Raw genomic sequence first — 21,842 nt, 5'->3', positions numbered from 1 at the left:
AAAGGGGTAATTAAGCCGCTTGTTGACCGCCAAGGATGTTTAGAATCTCTTCCACATCGTTGGTGCTGGTTAGCTTCTCAATTGCCTCCGGCTCATCGAGCGCGTTCGTAATGGTGGTAATCACCTGGATGTGCTCATCGTTCTTAGCGGCAATGCCGATAACCAGTTTCGCAACATCGTCGTCGTCTTCAGTAAATTGGATACCCGATGGGTATTGGCAGATTACAATGCCGGTTTTCTTCACGCGGTCTTTCGCTTCCACCGTACCGTGAGGCACTGCGATAGATTCGCCTAGGTAAGTTGGAACCAATGCTTCACGCTCAAACATCGCGTCTACGTATTCTGGTTCTGCGTAGCCAAGTTCGACCAACTTGTTGCCCGCGAAGCGAATCGCTTCTTCTTTGTTGGCAGCTTTCAAACCTAGGTGAATGTTTTCACGCTGGATTTGGAACACCGACGTTTGCTGTGGCTCGAAGTTGTCGTCGTTTGCTGCCACGAGCGAAACTTTTACCATTTGGTCGTCATTGGCTGCGGATTGGTTTTGCGCTGCTAGTAGTTTGGTGACTAGCTGGTTGTACATCTCGCTGTCTAGGAAGTTAGTCAATGAAATGTGGTGTGCGTTTGGAGCATGCTTACGTGCACGATCCGTTAAGTCTTTATGAGTAATCACGATATCTGCACTCTCTGGTAAGCTGTTAATGGCAAGGTTGGTTACGTGGATGTTCAGACCTGCGTCTTGAACCTTTTTGCGTAGCATGCTCGCGCCCATTGCACTCGAGCCCATGCCCGCATCACAAGCGACAATGATGCTTTGTACTGTCGCTAGGTCTACGTCACCTTTGCTTTGGCTGTTTACCACCGCATCGTTTTTAGATGCAGATTTCATGTCTTTCATTTGTGATGTTGCTTTTTCTAGTGCTGCTTCATCACCGTCTTCTTCTGTTGACGTTTGAGTCTTCATTAGCAGTGCTGCTACGGCGAATGACACGCCTGTTGCTGCTGCGATAGACGCTAGAACACCAACGATTGAGCCTTTCTGAGTCATCAACAAGATTGCAAAGATTGAACCTGGTGATGCTGGAGAAACGATACCTGCGTTAAAGATAGTTAGAACGAATACGCCAGTCATACCACCTGCGATAGCCGCAAGGATTAGGCGAGGGTTCATTAGGATGTATGGGAAGTAAATCTCGTGGATACCGCCGAAGAAGTGGATGATTGATGCACCACCTGCAGTTTGACGAGCCGTACCTTTACCAAACACCATGTAAGCTAGCAGGATACCTAGACCAGGACCTGGGTTTGCTTCGATTAGGAAGAAGATCGACTGACCTGTTTCAGACGCTTGCTGGATACCCAGTGGAGAGAAAATACCGTGGTTGATCGCATTGTTTAGGAAAAGGATCTTCGCAGGTTCAACGAAGATTGAAGTCAGTGGTAGTAGGTGAGCAGAAACTAGGAAGTTAACGCCGGCCGCCAAGCCACCAGAAAGAATTTTTACGAATGGACCGATAAAGATGAAAGCAAGGATCGCACATAGCATGCCGATGATGCCCGCAGAGAAGTTGTTAACCAACATCTCGAAGCCACTTTTTACTTTACCATCGATGTAGTTATCGAATTTCTTGATAGCCCAGCCGCCCATTGGGCCGACCATCATTGCCCCCATAAACATTGGGATGTCTGTGCCGACAATCACACCCATTGTTGTGATTGCACCGACTACCGCACCACGATCGCCACCAACTAATTTACCACCGGTGTAACCGATAAGTAGTGGCAGCAAGTAGGTAATCATTGGGCCAACCATAGAGGCTAACGTTTCGTTTGGTAGCCATCCAGTTGGGATAAATAGAGCAGTGATAAAGCCCCACGCGATAAACGCGCCGATGTTTGGCATTACCATGTTTGACAGAAAACGACCAAAATTTTGTATCTTGATCTTGGCATCTGGTGATATCATAACAATTCCCCGTTCGATGTTCTGATGAATCTTGTTGTAGTAAACGGTTCGCCAAAACCGTTTGTTTGATTGCTTAGTACCCAATCAATTTACCACACATTTTCCAATTGGAACTGACAACGGGTTTTTCGTGATCTACGCCCGCATTTCTTAGGCTGAGAAACGGTTTTTAAGTGACCAAGTTCAACTTATTAACTTGTAACTTAATAACAAAAAGCCACTTTTAAATCTGTCAATAAAAATATTAGTGATCAATCCGATCTTCTGACAAATTTAAAATCAAAATACTTTGTGACTTTGATCACTTTTGATTTTTTTTGAAATTCGAATTAAATACTTGCGATGATCAATATCACGTTTTGTGTTGAGTTGTGGTGGATTTAAAGTGTGACTTGGGTCTGCTTTTGTTTTTTGTGAAAGTTTGTGACGGAATTGGTGAGATAAATGCTATCTAGATCTTTCGATAGATTGTATCTATAAGAGTCTTTTCGGCGCACTTCACGGAGCACGCCTAATTAGTTGATTAAAGGGTAAATAAAGAGAGTCGCCACACGGTTCTTCTTGTGATTCCCAACTCTCTACTTAATCACTGTTCTTAATCATCGTTGCTATTAGTATGATAGACGAGGTAGTCATGAGCTTGCTCGCGTCCCATATACCTTGCCAACGTCTTTTCTTGAACATCGCGCAAATCCACCATAATCAATCCATCTAGAGCGTTATTGAATGCAGGGTCGACGTTGAAGCATACCAGCTTGCCATTGAGGCTTAAGTACTGACGCAGCAAAACGGGCACTCCTTTCCCTTCATCGATTCTGGCAATGACACGTGACAATAGCTGTAAATCACCCAGAGCAGTGAGCATGCTGGTGTTCCAGTCACGGTGGTGCTCAGGAAGTGGGTTAGAAGGTGTGACGTACTCTGCGCAATTGTTGTCGTAGTGGTGCAGTGTCATTGATTGAGCCAGTAATTGACGTGCAGTATCGCTATAATCGTTGCTAATGCTTACCGGACCAAATAGGTGCGTGTAATCTGGGTTTTGATGAACGAACGTTGCGATGCCTTTCCACAGTAGCAGTAGCGCGCTCATGCTCTTTTGATATTGCTGTGCAATCACAGAGCGCCCCATCTCAATGGATTTACCCATTTGGTCGATAAAGCGTTGGTCATAGTTAAACAACGTTCGTGAATACAGACCTGCTACGCCGCGCTTTTCAATCAGTTGATCAACCAGACCTAAACGATACGCGCCCACCAAGCATTGGTTCTCTCTGTCCCACACAAACAGATGCAGGTAATCATGATCGAAATGGTCAATGTCTATTGCTAGTCCAGTCCCTTCGCCAACTTGTCGGAAATTGAGCTCACGTAGGCGACCAATTTCATGCAGTAGGGAAGGGATACTCTGCGACTCCGTGCAGTAAACATCGAACTCACCACTTGTTAGCAGCTTGGACTCTTTTGGTAAGTTGTTCAGCTCTTCAAGCAATTCGCCTACGGGTAACCCTGCCGCTATTGGAGAGAGCAGTTCTGATGAAGAAGAAGGCTTAACTGATTGGGTTTCACGATTGAGCAAGTAAGTGTTGAGCCGCAAATAGTTCACCACTTGATCATCGTTAAGTGTGTTGAGCTCTTTGAATTTAATCGCTTGGCCAAAAGACAAGTTGATGGTTTGTGCATGTTTGTTCAGTAGCTCCCGCCCGAGCATTAGGGTACGCAAAAGTGGATGGATTTTCCCTGCCATATAGAAGCGTTTCGAGTTCTGACCACTGATGAATACTGGAACTGTCGTTGCTTTGTTTTTGCGGATCAGGCTACTTACGCTTCGACTCCACGCTTTGTCTTCCAAGCGTTGCTGTTTGGCATCGACTAACTGGGAAACCTCACCGGCAGGAAAGACAAGCAATAAGCCGCCACTTGCGAGGTGTTTATTAGCCGCTCTGAGGGCCTTCATATTTGATTTGACGGCGTCTTTGCCTTCAAACACATCGACACCAATGAAGAGCTGATCTAACTCTGGTACGGTTTTCAGGTATTGATTGGCTAGAATTTGGATATCGTCTCGTACCATCAACAAGAGTTCGGCCAAGATGACGCCTTCCACACAACCAAGCGGGTGGTTCGCCACAATGACGGTAGCACCTTGTTTAGGCACTGAGTCGAGTGAACCATGAGCAATGCGATAATCGATACCTAAGATATCTAGCGTGAAGCGGAGAAAAGTTTTGGTATCGGCATTAACGGGGCGTTGGGCGTAGAACTTATCAAGTTGGTTTAAACCGGTTGCCCATTCAGCAACGTTTTCACCAATGCCAAACGGCGTTTTACGAGGGAGACGAAAAGGGGTTGAACTATCCATATTTACCTCAGCGTACAAGTTGCTGATTGGATAGTAGAAATTACAGATGACAGTTCAGAGGCAAAAGCATGAGCCTTTGGTGACAAACCAATGAAGCTTTATTGACTAAAGAAAACGGTATATCACTGTGCTATGAATCAAAACTCGCGTTATGTCTCCCTCTTAAAACAATAGATAGGCTATCTTATCTAGAACAAAGATTAAGCTAAGTTGATATTTATCAGGGGGAAATAATGGAACGAGTTTCCAATAAAGCAGCACTTTGGATTGGGCTAAGTTTGATACTTGGTCTTGGCATCCTTGGCTATTTTATGCAGCAGACGGCGGTGAAATACCGAGCCTATGAAAGAGTCGTGACAGTAAAAGGTTTGTCGGAGCGTGAGTATCCTGCTGATACGGTGATTTGGCCGATTCAATTTACTCTAGCGAGTAATGATATGGGGGCCATGTTTGATGAAATTGACCAGCAAACCCGTTTGATTTTGGACTTTCTAAGTGCCAAAGGGCTTCCTGAAACCAGCGTTTCCCTTTCTTCCCCAGCGGTCATTGACAGAAAAGCACAGCAATATGGGAGCGAGCAAGACATTGAGTATCGTTATTTGGCCTCGCGAACCGTTACGGTTTATAGCCAGAGTGTTGATGTTGTTCGAGCGGCAATCAATGAAATAGGTGAGCTAGGAAAGCAAGGCGTTTTGCTTAACCAAGATCCTTATGCAAATCGTGTTGAGTACAGCTTTACTAAGCTGAATGATGTGAAGCCAGACATGATCGAAGAAGCGACTAAGAATGCGCGTGAAGTGGCTGAGAAATTTGCGAAAGACTCACAGAGTTCACTGGGTAAGATCAAACGTGCAACTCAAGGGCAGTTCTCGATTTATGACCGAGACAGCAACACGCCTTACATTAAGAAAGTACGAGTGGTATCGACGGTTCAATATTACTTATCTGATTAAAGTTGCGCTCATATAGTCAATAGTTGGTCGTTCCATCACCTTCTATTTGTAGAGGTATCTATGCTCTGTGATAGGGAAATCAGTCTTCGATGACGCTATATACAAGTACTTTTTTATAAAACTAAGTTCTTAACTGTGATGAGGGGAGTTTGATGATAGTCAAGCTGGCTTCTTTCTTATGAGCGTAAGTTAGTATGACTTATTGCTAGAAGGAATTAGTATCATGGCATACAAGCACTTTATTAGAGAACTACTGGGTTTAGCGATTGTTGTCTCTGTCGTCTTTGGCGTATTAGGCGTGATGTTAGAGCTCTTCGCACTGACGGCACTTTGGGAGCATCAGCAAACGATAGCCGATGTTTTCTTCCATGAATCTCTCTACTTCATCGTATTTTTAATCCCACCATACTTCCTCTGGAAGTTGATTAACCGTCCTGAATTGGTTTCTGCTGACCAAGCTTATTTGGCAATGAAGTTAGAGGCTGAAAGTCGACAATGAGTCGATTTAGTGAGTAATGAAAAGAAGAGGCTATGAGAAAACATTAGCCTCTTTTCTATCTGATTCGTGGGGCAAAGTATTCGCTGCTTTATTGATTAAAAAGCTGCTTCGATTGTGCCTTTGAAAGTGCGATCGAGATAATCACGAATCGCTTGAGATTGATAAATAGAAACGAATTTTTTATACGCTTCATTATTTTTGTCTGCGTCACGAGTGGCGATGACCATGACTGCTAATGGGGCGTCTTTTGCTTCAAGATAGATACTTTGTTTCTTAGGATCTAAACCAGAAGACATTACGTAGTTCATTGTAATCGCAGCCGCGTCCACATCATCTAATGTTCTGGGTAGCTGAGCGGCATCTACCTCGACAAATTCAAATGATTTTGCGTTTTTTGTGATATCAGTTAGGGCGGCTTTATGGCCAACACCCTGTTTCAGCTCAATTAAACCTGCATCGGCGAGTAGCAACAGACCACGACCACCGTTGGTAGGGTCATTTGGAAGCGCTATACGTGCATTGTTTGGAAGCTCTTGCAGTGAGCGATACTTATTGGAATAAAGCCCCATACGCATAAGAATGGACTGACCAATTGATACTAATTGGGCGTTATGGCTACTGTTGAAGTTGTCTAAAAATGGCTGGTGCTGATAGCTATTAATATCGATGCTACCATCGCTAAGAGCGGCATTAGGTGTCACGTAGTCAGAAAACTCAATGACTTCGACATTCAAACCTTGCTTCGCTGCCTCCTTCGCTACCGCCTCGACTACTTGTGCATGTGGTCCAACTGTCGCGCCCACTTTAATGACAGAGTCATCTTTTTCTCCACAAGCGCTTAAGCCGACTACTGCCGTGAGAATCAAAGCTAGTTTCTTTAAGTGACCAATACTTTTCATTGTAGCTCCATTTTTGCTTTAGACGTCCATACGTTTATATGTCCATACTATCAGAAGTTGTCTGAGGGTCAATGGTTTAAATCACGAGCAGACATTTTGTTTCATTGCTACAAAAATTTGTATGATGTTTTGGGGCTTAATTTTTGATCAAGCTGAGTGGAAGGTCAAAAAGTGTTACTGACGGGAAGTGTAGAGCCTCGAGAAGCTGCATTAGGCGTAGATATCATTACTCATTCGATAGTTGCTGCAGAGCTGAGCTTTTCGAATGTCATATCACCAACGCAGAAGTTCTCCTTAACTTGCTTAAGTAACCCAACAAGTGAAATTACACCGCCTCATCAATGAAATCTAAACCTGTTAGATCTTCTGAGAAACCGATACCTGTCAACTTATGTTCGGTCACTAATTCTCGAAGTATATCTGTACAGAATAGGTTTACGGGGCCTTCCTCTACTGACTTGAAGATATATTTATCTTGAGTATCTTCTTCGTCGAAGACTAGTGTCTCCAATCCTATCAATTCACCGTATTCAACTTTGGGAATCGTTAACTGTTTGTTCTCTCTTGCGAATGTCAGTGCTGTATAGAAATACCAAGTTTCACTACCTACATTGATCGGCAAAAACTCTCCACATGTCGACAACTTGTTATGTAAGTAATTGAATGCTTTGGGTGAAAATATGAGGAATGTATTACACCAAATACTTATATCTGGAGTTTCCGAATCTTTCTTGAGAACATCTGCAAACTCCGAATTAACCTTACCCCATATCGGTTGGAGTGATGAATTGTGCGAAGGTTGATGCAGTATGTCTCTTACAAGCTCAAAGTCACCTAATTGTTCAGCTAGGTCACTAGGCAATAATGAAAGAGTTTTAAACTTAGCAGGATCTTCTGTGATTCTATAAACAGTCATGAGCCATTCCAACTTACATCTTTTTTCTGAGTAATCTTTGAAGGGTATTCTCCATCCTTCAAGCTCATTTTAATCCTATTTAATCGAGCTATTACCATCTGTTTTGTCATACCACCAGTCACAAATATTCTTGCGATCCAGTTCTCATAGTTAAATCGATGTATTGAACGGTGTGCCGGTGATTTTGGGTCAACCCAATTCAAGTCGTTGTTCTTTTTGAAGTTAATCATCCAGACCCCATTTCTTGGATCATTTATACCTATTTGGTGCATGTGCAGCTCAAGTCGAGCTGCCTGAATTGCTGTTTGTTTGAACCGACCTTTTCCTGGAATAATGTGGTGGGCTTACGAATATTCTGGACCGGGTTAATTGCCAGGCCGATCCCCCACTCTTTAATCGCAATGTTGTACAGGTGACTGAGCAGGGCCAGGTCAATGCGTACGGTGTTAGGTGAGCGTGGCTTAGGGGCCGGGTTACCTCTGGCGTCGCAACGATCCAGGCCAGCTAACCGGTCGTCTCGATACTTGGCAATGATTTCGGGCGTCAGGCGGCCAGGGAGTATTTTCCCAGGGCCTTGATGAGCGGTTTGGAATGTCTCGCGTCACAGGCAGCGGTCGCCGGTCGTTTGGTAGGTGAGATTTCTGCCAGGTAGCGTTTTAATGCTTCTTCAATGGTGAGGCGTTCAGACGAGGAACGTTTGATGTAGACGCCACGTACAATTTCATCTTCGGTACGTCTTGCCCAATCCTCTGCATCGCGTTTGAGACGAAAAGTTTTAGACGTCGTCGGCCAGCCAGTTTTTCGAATAACGGCTTTCCAGGTACCAGAAGAGGTTTTAACTAAAGTTGCCATGTGAGTACTCCCGAATGCGTACTGTACTGATTTTGTACCTCGGGACGGAATAAAAGGCAACATTCAAAGAAGGGTAAGCGAAGTGCTTGATTTGAATGGTGGCCCCTCGCAGACTTGAACTGCGGACCAATCGATTATGAGTCGACTGCTCTAACCACTGAGCTAAGGGGCCTTAATAGGACAACGATTATAGGGGAAGCGTTGCAAGGTGTCTAGATACCAACTAGGGCAATTACGCTTAGTTTTTATCCACTTAGAACAGTAGATAATAAAAAAGGTGACCTAAAGTCACCTTTTTTGATTTCTAAAAGCTTGTATGCGCTGCGATTATTCGTCTAGGAAGCTGCGCAGAGTCTCTGAGCGGCTTGGGTGACGAAGTTTACGTAGTGCTTTTGCTTCGATCTGACGGATACGCTCACGAGTAACGTCGAACTGCTTACCAACTTCTTCTAGAGTATGGTCAGTGTTCATGTCAATACCAAAACGCATACGAAGTACTTTCGCTTCACGTGGCGTTAGACCTGCAAGCACGTCTTTTGTTGCCACCTTAAGGCTAGTTGCAGTTGCAGAATCTAGCGGAAGTTCTAGCGTTGTATCTTCGATAAAATCACCTAGATGCGAATCTTCGTCGTCACCGATTGGTGTCTCCATTGAGATAGGCTCTTTAGCGATTTTTAGAACTTTACGAATCTTGTCTTCTGGCATTTGCATGCGCTCTGCCAGTTCTTCCGGTAGTGGCTCGCGACCCATCTCTTGCAACATTTGACGAGAAATACGGTTTAGCTTGTTGATCGTTTCGATCATGTGTACCGGGATACGAATCGTACGTGCTTGGTCCGCGATTGAACGAGTGATTGCCTGACGGATCCACCACGTTGCGTAAGTCGAGAACTTGTAACCACGACGATATTCGAACTTATCTACCGCTTTCATCAGACCGATGTTACCTTCCTGGATCAGATCCAAGAACTGTAGGCCACGGTTGGTGTATTTCTTCGCGATAGAAATTACAAGACGCAAGTTCGCTTCAACCATCTCTTTCTTCGCACGGCGAGCTTTTGCTTCACCGATAGACATACGACGGCTGATGTCTTTAATGTTCTGTACGTTTAGAGAAGTCTCTTCTTCAATCATTTTTAGCTTAGCGATTGAACGACGGATTTCTTCTTCGTTACGTTTGATCTTTTCAGCGTATGGCTTGTCTGAAGCAAGAACTTCATCCAACCAAGCTTCACTTGATTCATTACCAGTGAACAGCGCGATGAATGATTTCTTCGGCATTTTGCCGTATTCAACGACAGACTTCATGATCAGGCGCTCTTGAGTACGAACGCGATCCATAGCAGTACGCAGTTCATTCACTAGGTGATCAAACTGTTTAGGCGTTAGACGAAACTCGCGGAATACGTCTAGCATCATTTCATTAGCAACGGTTGCTTTCGGGCTGTTATAGCCGTACTCGTTGATTGCTAATTGAAGATTTTGATAGGTGCTGCGTAGTTGGTTGAATTTCTCTAGCGCTAATTCTGGATCGATACCTACATCTTCTTCAGAATCATCTGAATCGTCATCGCTATCTTCGTCGTCATCAACGTCTTCATCGTCTTCTTCTTCTAACTGAGATTCAGTCAGTTCAGAACCGATGTGTGTTGCCGTTGGTGCAGCGGTGTCGTCAGCATCTGGATCTACAAAACCTGAAATTAGGTCTGTAAGACGTAGTTCTTCAGCTTGAACTTTGTCAAATTGCTCAAGAATGTACGGAATTGTGCCTGGGTATTCAGCAACAGACGATTGAACTTGGTTAATACCTTCTTCAATACGTTTTGCGATGTCGATTTCGCCTTCGCGAGTTAGAAGTTCGACAGTACCCATCTCACGCATGTACATACGTACTGGGTCTGTTGTACGACCAATCTCACTCTCTACGCTAGAAAGTGCAGCGGCTGCAGCTTCGGCTGCATCTTCATCGGTAATATTTGTGTCATCGTTCAGTGCTAAATCATCAGCATCAGGAGCAGTTTCTACTACCTTAATGCCCATGTCGTTGATCATCTGAATGATGTCTTCTACCTGTTCTGAATCTACGATTTCAGCAGGTAGGTGGTCATTTACTTCGGCGTAGGTCAGATAGCCTTGTTCCTTGCCTTTAATAACAAGTGACTTTAGCTGTGACTGCGGATTGTGATCCATAGACGGTATCCAACTTCGTAATCTGGTGAAGGAATCAGTATGCGAAATGCAAACCACTTACTATAACAAATTAAATCGTTGCTGACTAATTAAACAGGGTTACGCTTTTAAATCTAGCATAAGTGCTAGCAGCTCCCTTTTCTCTTCGGCTGATAAACCGACACTTCTTGCTTTGGCCTGCAGGTTTTCAATTTGTTTTTCTACGCACTGGGCAATAATTTTATCCAGTGAGTCTAAAAAGATTTCTTCTTGGTTGTCCTCATCGAGTGGAATGTCCCAACTCGCGAGACGAGACAGAAGGGTCTCATTTTGGCTGTTTCGCCAATGCTCTAATAATTGGCCTGTGTTGATATGGGGATGCGCTTGGCATTTATCAAGTACATCAACAAATAAACTTAGACCAGGAATGGGCAAATCTCTAACGCTAGTTAGATCTGGCACCATACTTACGTATTGTGGGTTTTGAATCAGTAACGCGATCACTTCTCGCATCGGCGTTCGCTTGATTTCTTTATGAGGTTGAGGCCTTTTATCCTCTTTACCTTGTTTTGAAATTAGCTGCTGTAGTTGGCGTTCATCAACCAAACCCAAACGGCGGCCAAGCAATTCTCTCAAGTATAGTCTTAAAGTGCCGCCAGGGACTTTATCAATGAGAGGAACCGCAAGAGTACTCAGTTTTGCCATGCCTTCTTTCGTGCTCATATCGACCTGCTGAGTCAATGAGCTGAACATGAATTCAGACAAGGGCATGGCATTAGACACTTGCTGCTCAAATGCTTGTTTTCCGTTTTGTCGGATATAAGAGTCGGGATCTTCTCCATCCGGCAAAAACATGAATTTTAACTGGCGACCATCCGTTAGGTAAGGCAATGCATTTTCCATGGCACGCCACGCGGCTTCACGGCCTGCGCGGTCACCGTCATAACAACACACGACGGTGCTTGTTTGCCTGAATAACACCTGCAAGTGATCGCCCGTTGTCGAGGTTCCCAATGAGGCAACGGAATAATCTACGCCATATTGAGCAAGCGCGACAACATCCATATAGCCTTCAACCACTAAAATTTGTGGTGGCTCACGATACGCTTGTAGTACTTCATAAAGGCCATACAACTCTTTACCTTTATGAAATATCGGGGTTTCGGGTGAGTTGAGATATTTTGGTGTCCCATCACCTAATACTCGACCACCAAAGCCTATTACTCGGCCGCGTCTGTCTCGAATAGGAAACATCACTCGACCACGGAATCGGTCGTAGCGGTTGCCTTTATCGTTTTCAATCAACATGCCGCCAGTGACGAGCATGTCTTGGTTTTCTTTATTCTGGCCAAAGTTCTTACGAACTAAATCCCATTCATCAGCCACATAGCCGATGCCAAACTTCTGGACGATTTCACCAGACAGGCCGCGATCTTTTAGATACTCAATCGCCACCTTACTTGCTGGCTGTTTGAGTTGGTTACGATAAAATTGAGCAATGCTGCCCATTAAGTCGTATAGGTTACGTTTTTCACTGCTGCTTGCTTGTGGGCCTGATTGAAACGAACCATTACCGCCGCTACGTTGTTCGCGAGGAACATCTAAACCCAAGTATGAAGCGAGTTCTTCAATGGCTTCGACGAATTCTAGTCGGTCGAACTCCATCAAAAAATCGATGGCATTTCCATGCGCGCCACAACCAAAACAATGGTAGAACTGCTTTTCTTGACTGACACTGAATGAGGGTGTCTTTTCGTTGTGGAAAGGGCAGCATGCGCCGTAGTTTTTGCCTTTTTTCTTAAGTTTCACACGTGCGTCGATGATATCGACAATATCAAGTCGAGCTAGAAGGTCATCGATAAAACTGCGAGGGATGTGTCCAGCCATAAAACCTAACAAAAAAAGAAGATGATGAGTGGAGTGAATGCCTTAAAAGAATGAGCGTATTGCCCATTGATTTCATTCCATCCATCCAGATACAAACAAGCCGTGCGCTCCAAAGGATAGCACGGCTTGCTGCAATTGGGTGGGGTACCTTAAGCCAATTTAGCGCGAACTAAACCGCTTACTTTACCCATATCTGCACGCCCTTGAATTTGCGGTTTCAGAACGCCCATTACTTTGCCCATGTCTTGCATGCCAGCTGCGCCAGATTCAGCAATCGCGTTCTCGATGAGAGCCGCTACTTCTTCGTCTGTCAGTGGTTGAGGCATAAAGTCCTCAAGAACGGTAATTTCTGCTTGTTCCGCATCAGCAAGATCTTGACGACCCGCTGCTTCAAACTGCGCTACAGAGTCGCGACGTTGTTTAACCATCTTGGTCAATACTGCAAGAATGTCGTCATCGTTCAGAGTAATCTGTTCGTCAACTTCACGTTGCTTGATTGCTGATAGGGCTAAACGAATAGTACCAAGGCGCAATTTGTCCTTGGCTTTCATCGCTAATTTTTGCTCTTCTTTGAGTTGATCAATCAGAGCCATAACTAAATTCCTTTTGGAGCTCAGTTATTAGTACAGGCGAACGCGACGAGCGTTTTCGCGAGCTAGCTTCTTAGCGTGACGCTTTTGAGCTGCTGCTTTAGCGCGTTTGCGAACTGTAGTTGGTTTTTCGTAGTGCTCACGACGACGCACTTCAGAAAGGATACCTGCTTTTTCGCAAGAGCGCTTAAAACGACGTAGAGCAACGTCGAACGGTTCGTTTTCACGTACTTTAACTACTGGCATATGCCTTTCACCTCAGGGGTTATTCGTTAACGCTGGTATTCAACAGACCAAATCACAATTGTTAGGTCTCTTACCAGCTTGATCAAAAATGGTGCGGAATTTTAATCCGATCACAACTACTTTGTAAAGCCTTTTGTCGATTATTGTCTGTACAAAATTTGTTTGCAGCACCAAGGCAAGGTAATATGACGCCCAAATTTCCTCTATACAGAAAGCATACTGAGAAAACCATGCGCATTATTGGTATTGAAACCTCTTGTGACGAGACTGGCATCGCAATTTATGACGATGAAAACGGTCTCTTGTCACACAAGCTATACAGCCAAGTAAAACTGCACGCAGATTACGGCGGTGTGGTGCCTGAGTTGGCTTCACGTGACCACGTAAAGAAAACCATTCCTCTTATTAAAGAGGCACTAAAAGAAGCGAACTTAACTTCAAAAGACATCGATGGTGTCGCGTATACCGCGGGGCCTGGTCTTGTTGGGGCGCTATTAGTGGGTGCGACTATCGGTCGCAGTATTGCTTATGCTTGGGGAGTGCCAGCGGTACCTGTTCATCATATGGAAGGTCACCTATTGGCCCCAATGTTGGAAGATAACCCTCCACCGTTCCCGTTTGTGGCGGTATTAGTATCGGGCGGCCACTCTATGATGGTGGAAGTGAGAGGCATCGGTGAGTACAAAATTCTAGGTGAGTCGATTGATGATGCGGCGGGCGAAGCGTTTGATAAAACAGCGAAGCTAATGGGTTTGGATTACCCAGGCGGTCCACTATTATCTAAACTGGCGGAAAAAGGTACACCGGGCCGCTTTAAGTTCCCGCGTCCAATGACGAATGTGCCAGGTTTGGACATGAGTTTCTCTGGTCTAAAAACCTTTACGGCTAACACGATTGCTGCAAACGGTGATGACGAGCAAACTCGCGCGGACATCGCATTAGCATTTGAAGAAGCTGTGTGTGCTACGTTGGCTATTAAATGTAAGCGCGCGCTTGAGCAAACAGGCATGAAACGTATTGTTATTGCTGGTGGTGTGAGTGCTAACCGTCGTTTGCGAGCTGAGTTAGAGAAGTTAGCGAAGAAAGTTGGCGGCGAAGTTTACTACCCACGTACTGAGTTCTGTACAGATAACGGTGCGATGATCGCTTACGCAGGCATGCAGCGCTTGAAGAATGGCGAAGTGGCTGACATGTCAGTAGAGGCTCGTCCACGTTGGCCAATTGATCAACTAACACCTGTCGCTTAGTCAAATTTATGCGGTAGGTTTGAAACCGGTTCTGTGTAATAAAGGTCTCTGCTCCTCAGAGGCCTTTATTTTTAATTATTCAATGAACCGCCTCGTTTTACATTCTGACTGATGCGATCAGTTCGCGATTGTTTCAGTGCTAGGATGACGTGGAAAAATAAGAAATGGATATAACAATGAATAAGTTTGAAATTGAAGGTCAGCAACTTGCTTATCTAGATAAAGGTGAGGGCCCTGTGCTTCTATTTGGTCATAGTTACCTTTGGGATAGCCAAATGTGGGCGCCGCAAGTTGAGGTTTTAAGCCAGTCATTCCGTTGTATTGTGCCAGATCTTTGGGCACATGGTGAATCGGACGCTGCACCTGCATCGACACAGTCATTGGCCGACTATGCACAACATATGTTGGCATTGATGGATCATTTAGATATCGAAGAGTTCTCGATAGTGGGCTTATCTGTTGGCGGCATGTGGGGAGCAGAGCTAACGGCTCAAGCGCCGCAACGTGTTAAGTCACTGGTATTGATGGATACCTTCATTGGCTGGGAGCCAGAAGTTACGTATAAAAAGTATTTTGCAATGCTTGATACCATCAGCCAAGTCCAAGCAGTGCCTGCGCCAATTATTGAAGCCGTTGTGCCGCTGTTCTTTGCCAACAACGTCAATCAGGATAACCCTAAACTTGTCGCTTCATTCAAACGCAGTTTAGAAGACCTGAATGGTGAGCGTGCGGTGGAAGTAGCTCGCATAGGGCGCATGGTGTTTGGTCGCCGGGATGTGATTGAGGATTCGGAAAAATTTGCTCTGCCGACGTTAATTGCAGTGGGCTGTGAAGATAAACCACGTCCAGTTTTTGAATCTTATTTAATGAAAGACTGTATCACAGGCAGTGAGTTGGTGGAGATTCCCCAAGCGGGACACATCAGTTGTTTAGAGCAGCCTGAGTTCGTCAACCAGATGTTGTTGAACTTCCTGAATCGAGTTCATGCGTAACCAATGCATCCTTCTTTAAACGAAAAACTCGGCATTAAGCCGAGTTTTTTTGTGTCAGTTTTTTCTCGCCGATTTTTGGCTCGTCGCCAGACAAAAGCCGACGAATATTTTGATGATGCTTAAATACGATTAAGCAGCACAGCATAGCAACAGGTAACGTGTATTGCGGTTTAAACATCCAAGTATAAAACGGAGTGACCAAAACCGTGACGAGAGCCGCTAAGGATGAATAGCGGAATAGCGCGGCTACTGACAGCCAAGTTAACATTACCAATCCTGTTAAGTCCAAACCAATCGGAGCGATAGCGCCAAGCGCGGTTGCGACACCTTTTCCGCCTTTAAAGTGGAAAAAGATGGGGTACATGTGGCCAAGACAGGCAGCAATGGCGATGACGCCAAGAATGATAGGGTCGATACCAAGAAAGTATCCGCCCCACACGGGGATAGTGCCTTTGAGCATATCGCACAACAAGACTGAAACAGCGGCTCCTCGTCCGCCAATACGCAATACGTTCGTTGCTCCAGGATTGTTAGATCCCACACTGCGTGGGTCTGGCAGTTTTAAGAGTCGACAGATCAAAACCGCACTGGAAACCGAACCTAATAAATAGGCGGCCATTGTCATTATCAGTGCCAGTGCGTCCATAGAAGTCCTTGATGGATTGGAATTTAATGCTCGGTTCCCGCGTAGTTGCTATCATACCCCGAATTTACATAATGCAGAAATCCTCACTGTGATAGAGCTTGCATTATGTGATTTCTTGTATATAAAGATGCTTTCGCAGTTTATACCTAAGTAACATTGTGATGACCAAAGTAAATGTTACTTAGGTATAGAATACTACGATCAAATTACCCCTCACGGGTATCCGACCTCTGTAATAGAAGGACATAAGATGGCTCTGGATAAAGTTTTTATTGAACAGTTAGAAGTAATCACCACCATTGGCGTGTACGACTGGGAACAACAAATCAAACAAAAGTTGGTTCTAGATATTGAAATGGCACACGATAATAAACCTGCGGGCAAAAGTGATGATGTGCAAGATGCACTGGATTATTCGCAGGTGAGTGAGGCGGTACTTAACCACATTGAAAATGGTCGTTTCTTACTGGTCGAGCGCGTGGCTGAAGAAGTAGCAGAGCTTATCATGCAGCGTTTCTCTGTGCCTTGGGTGAAAATCCGCCTAGCGAAGCCTGGCGCCGTGCCGCAAACACGTGCTGTTGGTGTGGTGATTGAGCGAGGCCGAGCATGATCACCACTTATATCGGTGTTGGGACGAACGTAGAAAGAGAGCAACATGTGCTTGCTGCGTATCAGGAGCTGCAACGGCTTGGAGAAAATCTCCTCGTATCACCGATATATGAATGCGAACCTATTGGTTTTAGCAGCAAGAATTTCTACAACTTTGTCGTTGCAATGCGTACCGAGTTGTCATTAGAAGAGTTGAGCCATCAACTACGCGAGATTGAATTTAAGTGGGGACGCGAAGAAAACGCGCAAAAGTATCAGGATCGAACACTGGATCTCGATATAGTGTTGTTCGGTGAGCGCGTCTCCAAGAAAAAACCTGAGCTACCTCGCAGTGATATCTACAAATATCCTTTTGTCACAAAGCCGCTGTATGATCTCGAACCGCAATTAGTGATCCCAGGCGATGGACGCACAGTCGCAGACATTTGGCATGCTATGCAGCCAGTCGATTCGCTCAAACCCGTTTCCTTTCATTTTTAATTTGAGTTGTTTACATGAGTTATTTTGAAGCCTTTATTTTGGCTCTGATTCAGGGACTGACAGAGTTTTTGCCTATCTCAAGCTCTGCCCATTTGATCCTGCCTTCCGCTATTTTAGGGTGGGAAGACCAAGGTCTAGCCTTTGATGTTGCTGTTCACGTCGGTACATTAATGGCTGTCGTGATCTATTTTCGTCATGAAGTAATCACTTTGTTTCAAGCGTTATTTGCTTCGATCTTTAAAGGAGATCGCAGTAAAGAAGCTAAATTGGCTTGGATGATCGTGATTGCGACGATTCCAGCTTGTGTGTTCGGCTTATTGATGAAAGACATCATTGAAGTGTATCTACGTAGCGCTTACGTTATCGCGACTACTACGATCGTATTTGGCCTGTTGCTATGGTGGGTAGACAAAAACGCTAAACTCGTTGCCGATGAATACCAAACGGGTTGGAAGAAAGCTGTATTTATCGGTATTGCTCAAGCCTTAGCGATGATTCCTGGAACTTCACGTTCAGGGGCGACCATCACAGCAGCGCTTTACCTTGGCTTTACTCGAGAAGCGGCTGCGCGCTTTTCATTTTTAATGTCGATCCCAATCATTACATTAGCTGGTAGCTACTTAGGCATGAAGTTAGTGACCAGTGGTGAACCTGTCCATGTTGGTTTCTTAATGACTGGCATTATCACATCGTTTATCAGTGCGTACATCTGTATCCACTTCTTCTTGAAGATGATTTCACGCATGGGCATGACACCGTTTGTGATTTACCGTCTGATTTTGGGCATCGGTTTGTTCGCTTTTCTATTAAGTTCATAATTGATGTTAACGAAAAACGCCCGCGAAATCCGCGGGCGTTTTTGTTTGTTCGTTACTTCTTAAGTGCTGCTTTCACTGCTTCAATACGTCGTTTTTCTTGCTCGTCACGAATCGCAGGGCCTTTAAAGCCCTCTTTGATTATGATTTGAACGTCAACTGCCGCTGCTGCTTGGTAGGCTTGCCTAAAAATATCCGCCTGTGGATATGGTTGCGTTTCCAGTCCTTTACGACCAGCGTGATCCGCTTGGCAGCAAAGCAAGATATCTTGCAGACGTTCGGACTTACGCCACACATCGAGCTTATTGAGTATTTTAATTATGGTTTGTGGTTTAAGTTCAGCCGCGCGATGAATATTGGAGTGCTGTTCGCACACCATCAAGGCTAAATCACGAAACTCATTTGGTACCCGGACACGTTCGCACAGCTTTTTGATCAGTTTTAATCCTGTATGGCAATGCATTTTGTGGCTTGGCCATTCGCTCTCTGGCGTCACGCCCTTACCCAAGTCATGCACTTGGGCGGCAAACCTGACGGGGAGTGAGTTACTCAATTTTGCGGCTTGCTCTGCCACCATCAAAGTATGGATGCCAGTATCGATTTCTGGATGCCACTTCTCAGGTTGAGGTACGCCAAATAGTGCATCAATTTCAGGTAACACCACGGTTAATGCACCACAGTCTCGTAGAACCGATAAGAAAATATCAGGGCGAGGAGTAGAGAGAGATTTATGCCATTCTTGCCAAACACGCTCGGGAGTCAGTGTGCTCAGCTCTCCGGACTCTGCCATGTGACGCATTAACCGCATAGTTTCGTCGGCAACCGTAAAGTCTAGATCAGCCAGCTTTGCAGCGAAGCGAGCGACACGTAAAACGCGTAGAGGGTCTTCAATAAAGGCGTCTGATACATGGCGTAGCAGTTTATCGTTGAGATCTTGCTGGCCACCATATGGGTCATGGATCGTGCCATCACTCTCCATTGCCATCGCGTTAATGGTTAAATCACGACGTATCAAATCTTCTTCTAAGGTGACGTTTTGATCGAAGAAACATTCAAAACCAGTGTAACCAGAACCTGACTTTCTCTCTGTTCGTGCAAGGGCATGTTCTTCTTTACTTTTGGGATGCAGAAATACAGGAAAGTCTTTACCAACGGCGGTGTACCCTTGGGACAACATCATCTCAGGCGTCGCACCTACGACCACCCAATCATTGTCATAACTATCAATTCCGAGCAATTTATCTCGAACTGCGCCACCTACTAAATAAACTTGCACGAATTACCTCTTAATTTATGGATATGCCGTTGGACATTGTAGCAAGCAATGGTACTTTTCTTTACTCCCGAGAGTAGATGCGGCTATGTTTATATTATATCTGACTATTCTCAGGTGGTTTTTTAGCTGGAGAGCCTAATGTATAAGGACTTTTTTGGGTTTGTCGAACAACCATTTTCGATTGTTCCAAACTCACGTTATTTGTATTTAAGCCAACGTCACAAAGAGGCAATCACACATCTCCAAGCCGGGCTAGGCGATGGCGGTGGTTTTGCTATGCTTACTGGCGAAGTAGGTACAGGCAAAACGACTGTCGCAAAAGCGATGCTGGCGAATTTGGGTGATAACACCAAAGCGGGTCTTATCCTCAATCCCACGTTTTCGAGTAGAGACTTGCTCGAAGCCATTTGTGATGAGTTCAAAATCACCTATCCGCCAGACGCAAACCTCAAACAGCTAAACCAGGTTATCCATCAATATTTGCTGCGTAATTATCGTTCAGGTTGGCAGACATTACTGGTCATTGATGAGGCTCAACACCTTGCTGCCGACGTTCTAGAGCAGTTGCGCTTGTTGACCAACTTGGAAACCGATACCAGAAAATTGCTCAAAGTGTTGTTGGTCGGGCAGCCTGAATTGCAGCGGTTATTACAAACAACACAACTACGCCAACTTGCCCAGCGTATTACCGGGCGTTATCACCTGTTGCCGTTGGATGAAAAAGAGACAGAAGATTACATCGCATTTCGACTACATACAGCAGGTGGCGACCAGCAACTGTTTAATCGTGCTTCTTGTAAACTTATAGCCAAATACAGTCACGGTATACCGCGGCTCATCAACCTTATCTGTGACAAATCCCTCAACATTAGTTATCACCAGGGTAATGTGGTGGTGGATAAGCAAACCGTTCAGCAGGCCTGTGAAGAGGTGATGCAGTTTCAGGCAGATATTTATCAGCAAGATAAAAAAGAGCGCCGGACTTTCCGTTGGCCTGCTTGGGGCTCTGTCACGGTAGGCCTTATTGCTGCATTAAGTACGGGGTGGGCGGTCGTGAATTATATGCCAGCTCAAGCGACGTCAGTGTTGACACAAGTGACGGAGCCAAGAGTAGAGCCAACACCAACCGTCGTCAGCCAACAGTTAACGGATGAGCAGCGTGCTTTATTGTTAACACAAAAACAGTCGAACCTCGCTGTAAATGATTTGTATCGTTTGTGGGGGTATCAAGCATCGGTTCGCGATAACCTTTGTTTGTCAGAACCGCAGTCGACTATGCGTTGTGAGCGTAAAATGGCGACTTGGCCGCTGTTGATGCAACAAAATCGCCCTGTGATCTTGGAGTTGAATTATCAAGGTGATGTTGGGTATGTCATTCTATATGCCGTCGGTAATGACCAAGCTGAAGTGCTCAATGGTAAGCAGCGTCTTCGTCTGCCAGTTTCGTGGCTAAAGCCGTTGTGGCAGGGCAATATTATCGAACTGTGGCATGCTCCGCTGAATGAAACATTACGTTTAGACATGGAAGGCCCTGCGATTGAAGTATTAGACCGATTATTAGCAGAAGCGGTGAGTGAGCCACTGCTTGAAACGTCTATTTTTGATGGTGCGATGAAAGAGCGAGTCGAATTATTTCAACGTTGGCAAGGAATTGGTGTCGATGGTATTGCAGGTAAGCGAACGCTAGACCGACTTCAGCAAAATGTTCAGCCAGATGCGCCTCAACTGGCGAGAATCGAGAAGGAGGACGCATAATGTCAGCTGTGAAACATATAGGTCTGTTCTTGCTGCCAATCACTGCTTCTGCTATCGGAGTCGCTTGGTACTTAGATCTCTTTGCACCGAGTGTTGAAGTAGATACAACGTCCCCGATAGAAAAGGTCGAAGTGGTATCACCTTTCAAAGTATTGGACTATCCAGAGAACACCCAGTTGGCCCAATTGCCAAGAGAGTGGCCAAGTGCAGAGCTATCGCGTGATTTTGGTACATTTACCACCCCCGATGAATACACGAGCCATACACCAAGCAGAGATGAAACACGCAACTCAGCATCAACCCAAACGACTTCTGCTGCTGAAGAGGACCTCGGGTTGTCTTTGGATGATCTGGATTTATCCTCATTATCTCCTGATTTAGCTAGGAAGGTCGAAAATGCCTTATCCCGAGATGATGACAATTCGTCATCACAAACGGCACGCGTGAACGATTTAGAGCGCAACGCTCACCAGTGGCAAGGGCGTCTACCTGCGCTTAATTTGCAAACCCATATGTACGCTAGTGATGAAAATCGCCGTTGGGTGAAAATTAACAATGTTGAGTATCATCAAGGGGATGTCGTTGATGATCAGGTCACTCTAAGAGAAATACAACCGCAAGCTGTGATTGTTGAGTTCCAAGGGGAGAAAATTCGTATACCAGCGTTGTATGAGTGGAAAGGGTAACTC

21 protein-coding genes and 1 tRNA gene are annotated in these 21,842 nt (G+C 45.1%); 9 read left to right on the top strand and 13 right to left on the bottom strand.

What is annotated here, in order from left to right; all coding sequences use genetic code 11:
* Positions 1-10: 10 nt before the first annotated feature.
* Positions 11-1,963 (bottom strand): PTS mannitol transporter subunit IICBA, encoded by a 1,953-nt coding sequence (locus R7O13_RS12025; protein ID WP_005379710.1) that lies wholly within the window; start codon positions 1,961-1,963, stop codon positions 11-13.
* A gap of 595 nt (positions 1,964-2,558) precedes the next feature.
* Positions 2,559-4,322 (bottom strand): lysophospholipid acyltransferase family protein, encoded by a 1,764-nt coding sequence (locus tag R7O13_RS12020; protein ID WP_213972401.1) that lies wholly within the window; start codon positions 4,320-4,322, stop codon positions 2,559-2,561.
* Positions 4,323-4,555: 233 nt separating this feature from the next.
* On the opposite strand from R7O13_RS12020, the gene R7O13_RS12015 reads away from it, so the two are divergent.
* The gene (locus tag R7O13_RS12015; protein ID WP_005379714.1) at positions 4,556-5,275 is read left to right on the top strand and encodes an SIMPL domain-containing protein; all 720 of its coding nucleotides are present in this window, start codon (positions 4,556-4,558) and stop codon (positions 5,273-5,275) included.
* A gap of 223 nt (positions 5,276-5,498) precedes the next feature.
* Positions 5,499-5,774 (top strand): hypothetical protein, encoded by a 276-nt coding sequence (locus R7O13_RS12010; RefSeq protein WP_005383040.1) that lies wholly within the window; start codon positions 5,499-5,501, stop codon positions 5,772-5,774.
* Positions 5,775-5,869: 95 nt separating this feature from the next.
* On the opposite strand, the gene R7O13_RS12005 is transcribed toward R7O13_RS12010, so the two are convergent.
* The 9 genes from R7O13_RS12005 to rpsU form a co-directional block, all read right to left on the bottom strand.
* Positions 5,870-6,673 carry a MetQ/NlpA family ABC transporter substrate-binding protein gene (locus tag R7O13_RS12005; protein ID WP_017633488.1) on the bottom strand — a complete coding sequence of 268 codons (804 nt, stop codon included), beginning with the start codon at positions 6,671-6,673 and terminating at the stop codon, positions 5,870-5,872.
* A 325-nt stretch (positions 6,674-6,998) separates the two neighbouring features.
* Entirely contained in the window at positions 6,999-7,295 is a 297-nt protein-coding gene (locus R7O13_RS12000) for an imm11 family protein (protein ID WP_151514445.1), read from the bottom strand.
* A 290-nt stretch (positions 7,296-7,585) separates the two neighbouring features.
* The gene (locus R7O13_RS31525; RefSeq protein ID WP_350338174.1) at positions 7,586-7,888 is read right to left on the bottom strand and encodes an AHH domain-containing protein; all 303 of its coding nucleotides are present in this window, start codon (positions 7,886-7,888) and stop codon (positions 7,586-7,588) included.
* A 244-nt stretch (positions 7,889-8,132) separates the two neighbouring features.
* On the bottom strand, positions 8,133-8,441 hold the full coding sequence (locus R7O13_RS11995; RefSeq protein WP_236716964.1) for a hypothetical protein: 309 nt from the start codon (positions 8,439-8,441) through the stop codon (positions 8,133-8,135).
* 96 nt (positions 8,442-8,537) lie between these two features.
* A tRNA-Ile gene (locus R7O13_RS11990) sits at positions 8,538-8,613 on the bottom strand.
* A 155-nt stretch (positions 8,614-8,768) separates the two neighbouring features.
* On the bottom strand, positions 8,769-10,631 hold the full coding sequence (gene rpoD / locus R7O13_RS11985) for an RNA polymerase sigma factor RpoD (RefSeq protein WP_005395986.1): 1,863 nt from the start codon (positions 10,629-10,631) through the stop codon (positions 8,769-8,771).
* 99 nt (positions 10,632-10,730) lie between these two features.
* Complete coding sequence (gene dnaG / locus R7O13_RS11980) at positions 10,731-12,497, bottom strand: DNA primase (protein WP_005379719.1); 1,767 nt, start codon at positions 12,495-12,497, stop codon at positions 10,731-10,733.
* 149 nt (positions 12,498-12,646) lie between these two features.
* A complete protein-coding gene (locus R7O13_RS11975; protein ID WP_005379720.1) occupies positions 12,647-13,090 on the bottom strand; it encodes a GatB/YqeY domain-containing protein in 444 nt (147 codons plus the stop codon).
* A 27-nt stretch (positions 13,091-13,117) separates the two neighbouring features.
* Positions 13,118-13,333 carry a 30S ribosomal protein S21 gene (gene rpsU, locus R7O13_RS11970; RefSeq protein WP_001145625.1) on the bottom strand — a complete coding sequence of 72 codons (216 nt, stop codon included), beginning with the start codon at positions 13,331-13,333 and terminating at the stop codon, positions 13,118-13,120.
* Positions 13,334-13,563: 230 nt separating this feature from the next.
* Here rpsU and tsaD point away from each other — a divergent pair, with 230 nt between their 5' ends.
* Positions 13,564-14,580: a tRNA (adenosine(37)-N6)-threonylcarbamoyltransferase complex transferase subunit TsaD gene (tsaD, locus tag R7O13_RS11965; RefSeq protein ID WP_005379854.1), complete on the top strand. Its 1,017-nt coding sequence runs from the start codon at positions 13,564-13,566 to the stop codon at positions 14,578-14,580.
* A 176-nt stretch (positions 14,581-14,756) separates the two neighbouring features.
* Positions 14,757-15,572 carry an alpha/beta fold hydrolase gene (locus R7O13_RS11960; protein WP_065274166.1) on the top strand — a complete coding sequence of 272 codons (816 nt, stop codon included), beginning with the start codon at positions 14,757-14,759 and terminating at the stop codon, positions 15,570-15,572.
* A gap of 34 nt (positions 15,573-15,606) precedes the next feature.
* Here the strand turns inward: R7O13_RS11960 and plsY are convergent, their stop codons facing one another.
* Entirely contained in the window at positions 15,607-16,218 is a 612-nt protein-coding gene (gene plsY, locus R7O13_RS11955) for a glycerol-3-phosphate 1-O-acyltransferase PlsY (RefSeq protein WP_005379857.1), read from the bottom strand.
* Positions 16,219-16,468: 250 nt separating this feature from the next.
* Between plsY and folB the strand changes: the two genes are divergently transcribed.
* The 3 genes from folB to R7O13_RS11940 are packed head-to-tail and all read left to right on the top strand — an operon-like array spanning position 16,469 to position 18,125.
* A complete protein-coding gene (gene folB, locus R7O13_RS11950) occupies positions 16,469-16,828 on the top strand; it encodes a bifunctional dihydroneopterin aldolase/7,8-dihydroneopterin epimerase (protein ID WP_086046518.1) in 360 nt (119 codons plus the stop codon).
* On the top strand, positions 16,825-17,307 hold the full coding sequence (folK, locus tag R7O13_RS11945; RefSeq protein WP_005387457.1) for a 2-amino-4-hydroxy-6-hydroxymethyldihydropteridine diphosphokinase: 483 nt from the start codon (positions 16,825-16,827) through the stop codon (positions 17,305-17,307). The genes folB and folK overlap by 4 nt, the downstream gene beginning before the upstream one ends.
* A 14-nt stretch (positions 17,308-17,321) precedes the next feature.
* On the top strand, positions 17,322-18,125 hold the full coding sequence (locus R7O13_RS11940; RefSeq protein WP_033906080.1) for an undecaprenyl-diphosphate phosphatase: 804 nt from the start codon (positions 17,322-17,324) through the stop codon (positions 18,123-18,125).
* A gap of 52 nt (positions 18,126-18,177) precedes the next feature.
* Here R7O13_RS11940 and R7O13_RS11935 read toward each other — a convergent pair whose 3' ends face one another.
* Complete coding sequence (locus R7O13_RS11935; RefSeq protein ID WP_318303921.1) at positions 18,178-19,398, bottom strand: multifunctional CCA addition/repair protein; 1,221 nt, start codon at positions 19,396-19,398, stop codon at positions 18,178-18,180.
* A gap of 138 nt (positions 19,399-19,536) precedes the next feature.
* Here R7O13_RS11935 and R7O13_RS11930 point away from each other — a divergent pair, with 138 nt between their 5' ends.
* Together R7O13_RS11930 and R7O13_RS11925 are read left to right on the top strand one after the other, a co-directional pair.
* Positions 19,537-21,153, top strand: coding sequence for an ExeA family protein (locus R7O13_RS11930; RefSeq protein WP_104975840.1), 1,617 nt, complete (start codon positions 19,537-19,539; stop codon positions 21,151-21,153).
* On the top strand, positions 21,153-21,839 hold the full coding sequence (locus R7O13_RS11925; protein WP_104975841.1) for a general secretion pathway protein GspB: 687 nt from the start codon (positions 21,153-21,155) through the stop codon (positions 21,837-21,839). The genes R7O13_RS11930 and R7O13_RS11925 overlap by 1 nt, the downstream gene beginning before the upstream one ends.
* The last annotated feature ends 3 nt before the right edge of the window (positions 21,840-21,842 follow it).

Source organism: Vibrio sp. Y176 (assembly GCF_033438945.1).
The sequence above is the reverse complement of the archived record's forward strand: the minus strand, read 5'-3'. Positions and strand labels throughout refer to the sequence as shown.

What these genes read in the sequence shown, in the direction of transcription:
- R7O13_RS12015 (WP_005379714.1), top strand. Translation starts at nt 4,556, where the DNA reads ATGGAACGAGTTTCCAATAAAGCAGCACTTTGGATTGGGCTAAGTTTG.
- R7O13_RS11925 (WP_104975841.1), top strand. Translation starts at nt 21,153, where the DNA reads ATGTCAGCTGTGAAACATATAGGTCTGTTCTTGCTGCCAATCACTGCT.
- R7O13_RS12010 (WP_005383040.1), top strand. Translation starts at nt 5,499, where the DNA reads ATGGCATACAAGCACTTTATTAGAGAACTACTGGGTTTAGCGATTGTT.
- folK (WP_005387457.1), top strand. Translation starts at nt 16,825, where the DNA reads ATGATCACCACTTATATCGGTGTTGGGACGAACGTAGAAAGAGAGCAA.
- R7O13_RS12020 (WP_213972401.1), bottom strand. Translation starts at nt 4,322, where the DNA reads ATGGATAGTTCAACCCCTTTTCGTCTCCCTCGTAAAACGCCGTTTGGC.
- folB (WP_086046518.1), top strand. Translation starts at nt 16,469, where the DNA reads ATGGCTCTGGATAAAGTTTTTATTGAACAGTTAGAAGTAATCACCACC.
- tsaD (WP_005379854.1), top strand. Translation starts at nt 13,564, where the DNA reads ATGCGCATTATTGGTATTGAAACCTCTTGTGACGAGACTGGCATCGCA.
- plsY (WP_005379857.1), bottom strand. Translation starts at nt 16,218, where the DNA reads ATGGACGCACTGGCACTGATAATGACAATGGCCGCCTATTTATTAGGT.
- R7O13_RS12025 (WP_005379710.1), bottom strand. Translation starts at nt 1,963, where the DNA reads ATGATATCACCAGATGCCAAGATCAAGATACAAAATTTTGGTCGTTTT.
- rpsU (WP_001145625.1), bottom strand. Translation starts at nt 13,333, where the DNA reads ATGCCAGTAGTTAAAGTACGTGAAAACGAACCGTTCGACGTTGCTCTA.
- R7O13_RS11940 (WP_033906080.1), top strand. Translation starts at nt 17,322, where the DNA reads ATGAGTTATTTTGAAGCCTTTATTTTGGCTCTGATTCAGGGACTGACA.
- dnaG (WP_005379719.1), bottom strand. Translation starts at nt 12,497, where the DNA reads ATGGCTGGACACATCCCTCGCAGTTTTATCGATGACCTTCTAGCTCGA.
- rpoD (WP_005395986.1), bottom strand. Translation starts at nt 10,631, where the DNA reads ATGGATCACAATCCGCAGTCACAGCTAAAGTCACTTGTTATTAAAGGC.
- R7O13_RS11960 (WP_065274166.1), top strand. Translation starts at nt 14,757, where the DNA reads ATGAATAAGTTTGAAATTGAAGGTCAGCAACTTGCTTATCTAGATAAA.
- R7O13_RS11975 (WP_005379720.1), bottom strand. Translation starts at nt 13,090, where the DNA reads ATGGCTCTGATTGATCAACTCAAAGAAGAGCAAAAATTAGCGATGAAA.
- R7O13_RS11930 (WP_104975840.1), top strand. Translation starts at nt 19,537, where the DNA reads ATGTATAAGGACTTTTTTGGGTTTGTCGAACAACCATTTTCGATTGTT.
- R7O13_RS12005 (WP_017633488.1), bottom strand. Translation starts at nt 6,673, where the DNA reads ATGAAAAGTATTGGTCACTTAAAGAAACTAGCTTTGATTCTCACGGCA.
- R7O13_RS11995 (WP_236716964.1), bottom strand. Translation starts at nt 8,441, where the DNA reads ATGGCAACTTTAGTTAAAACCTCTTCTGGTACCTGGAAAGCCGTTATT.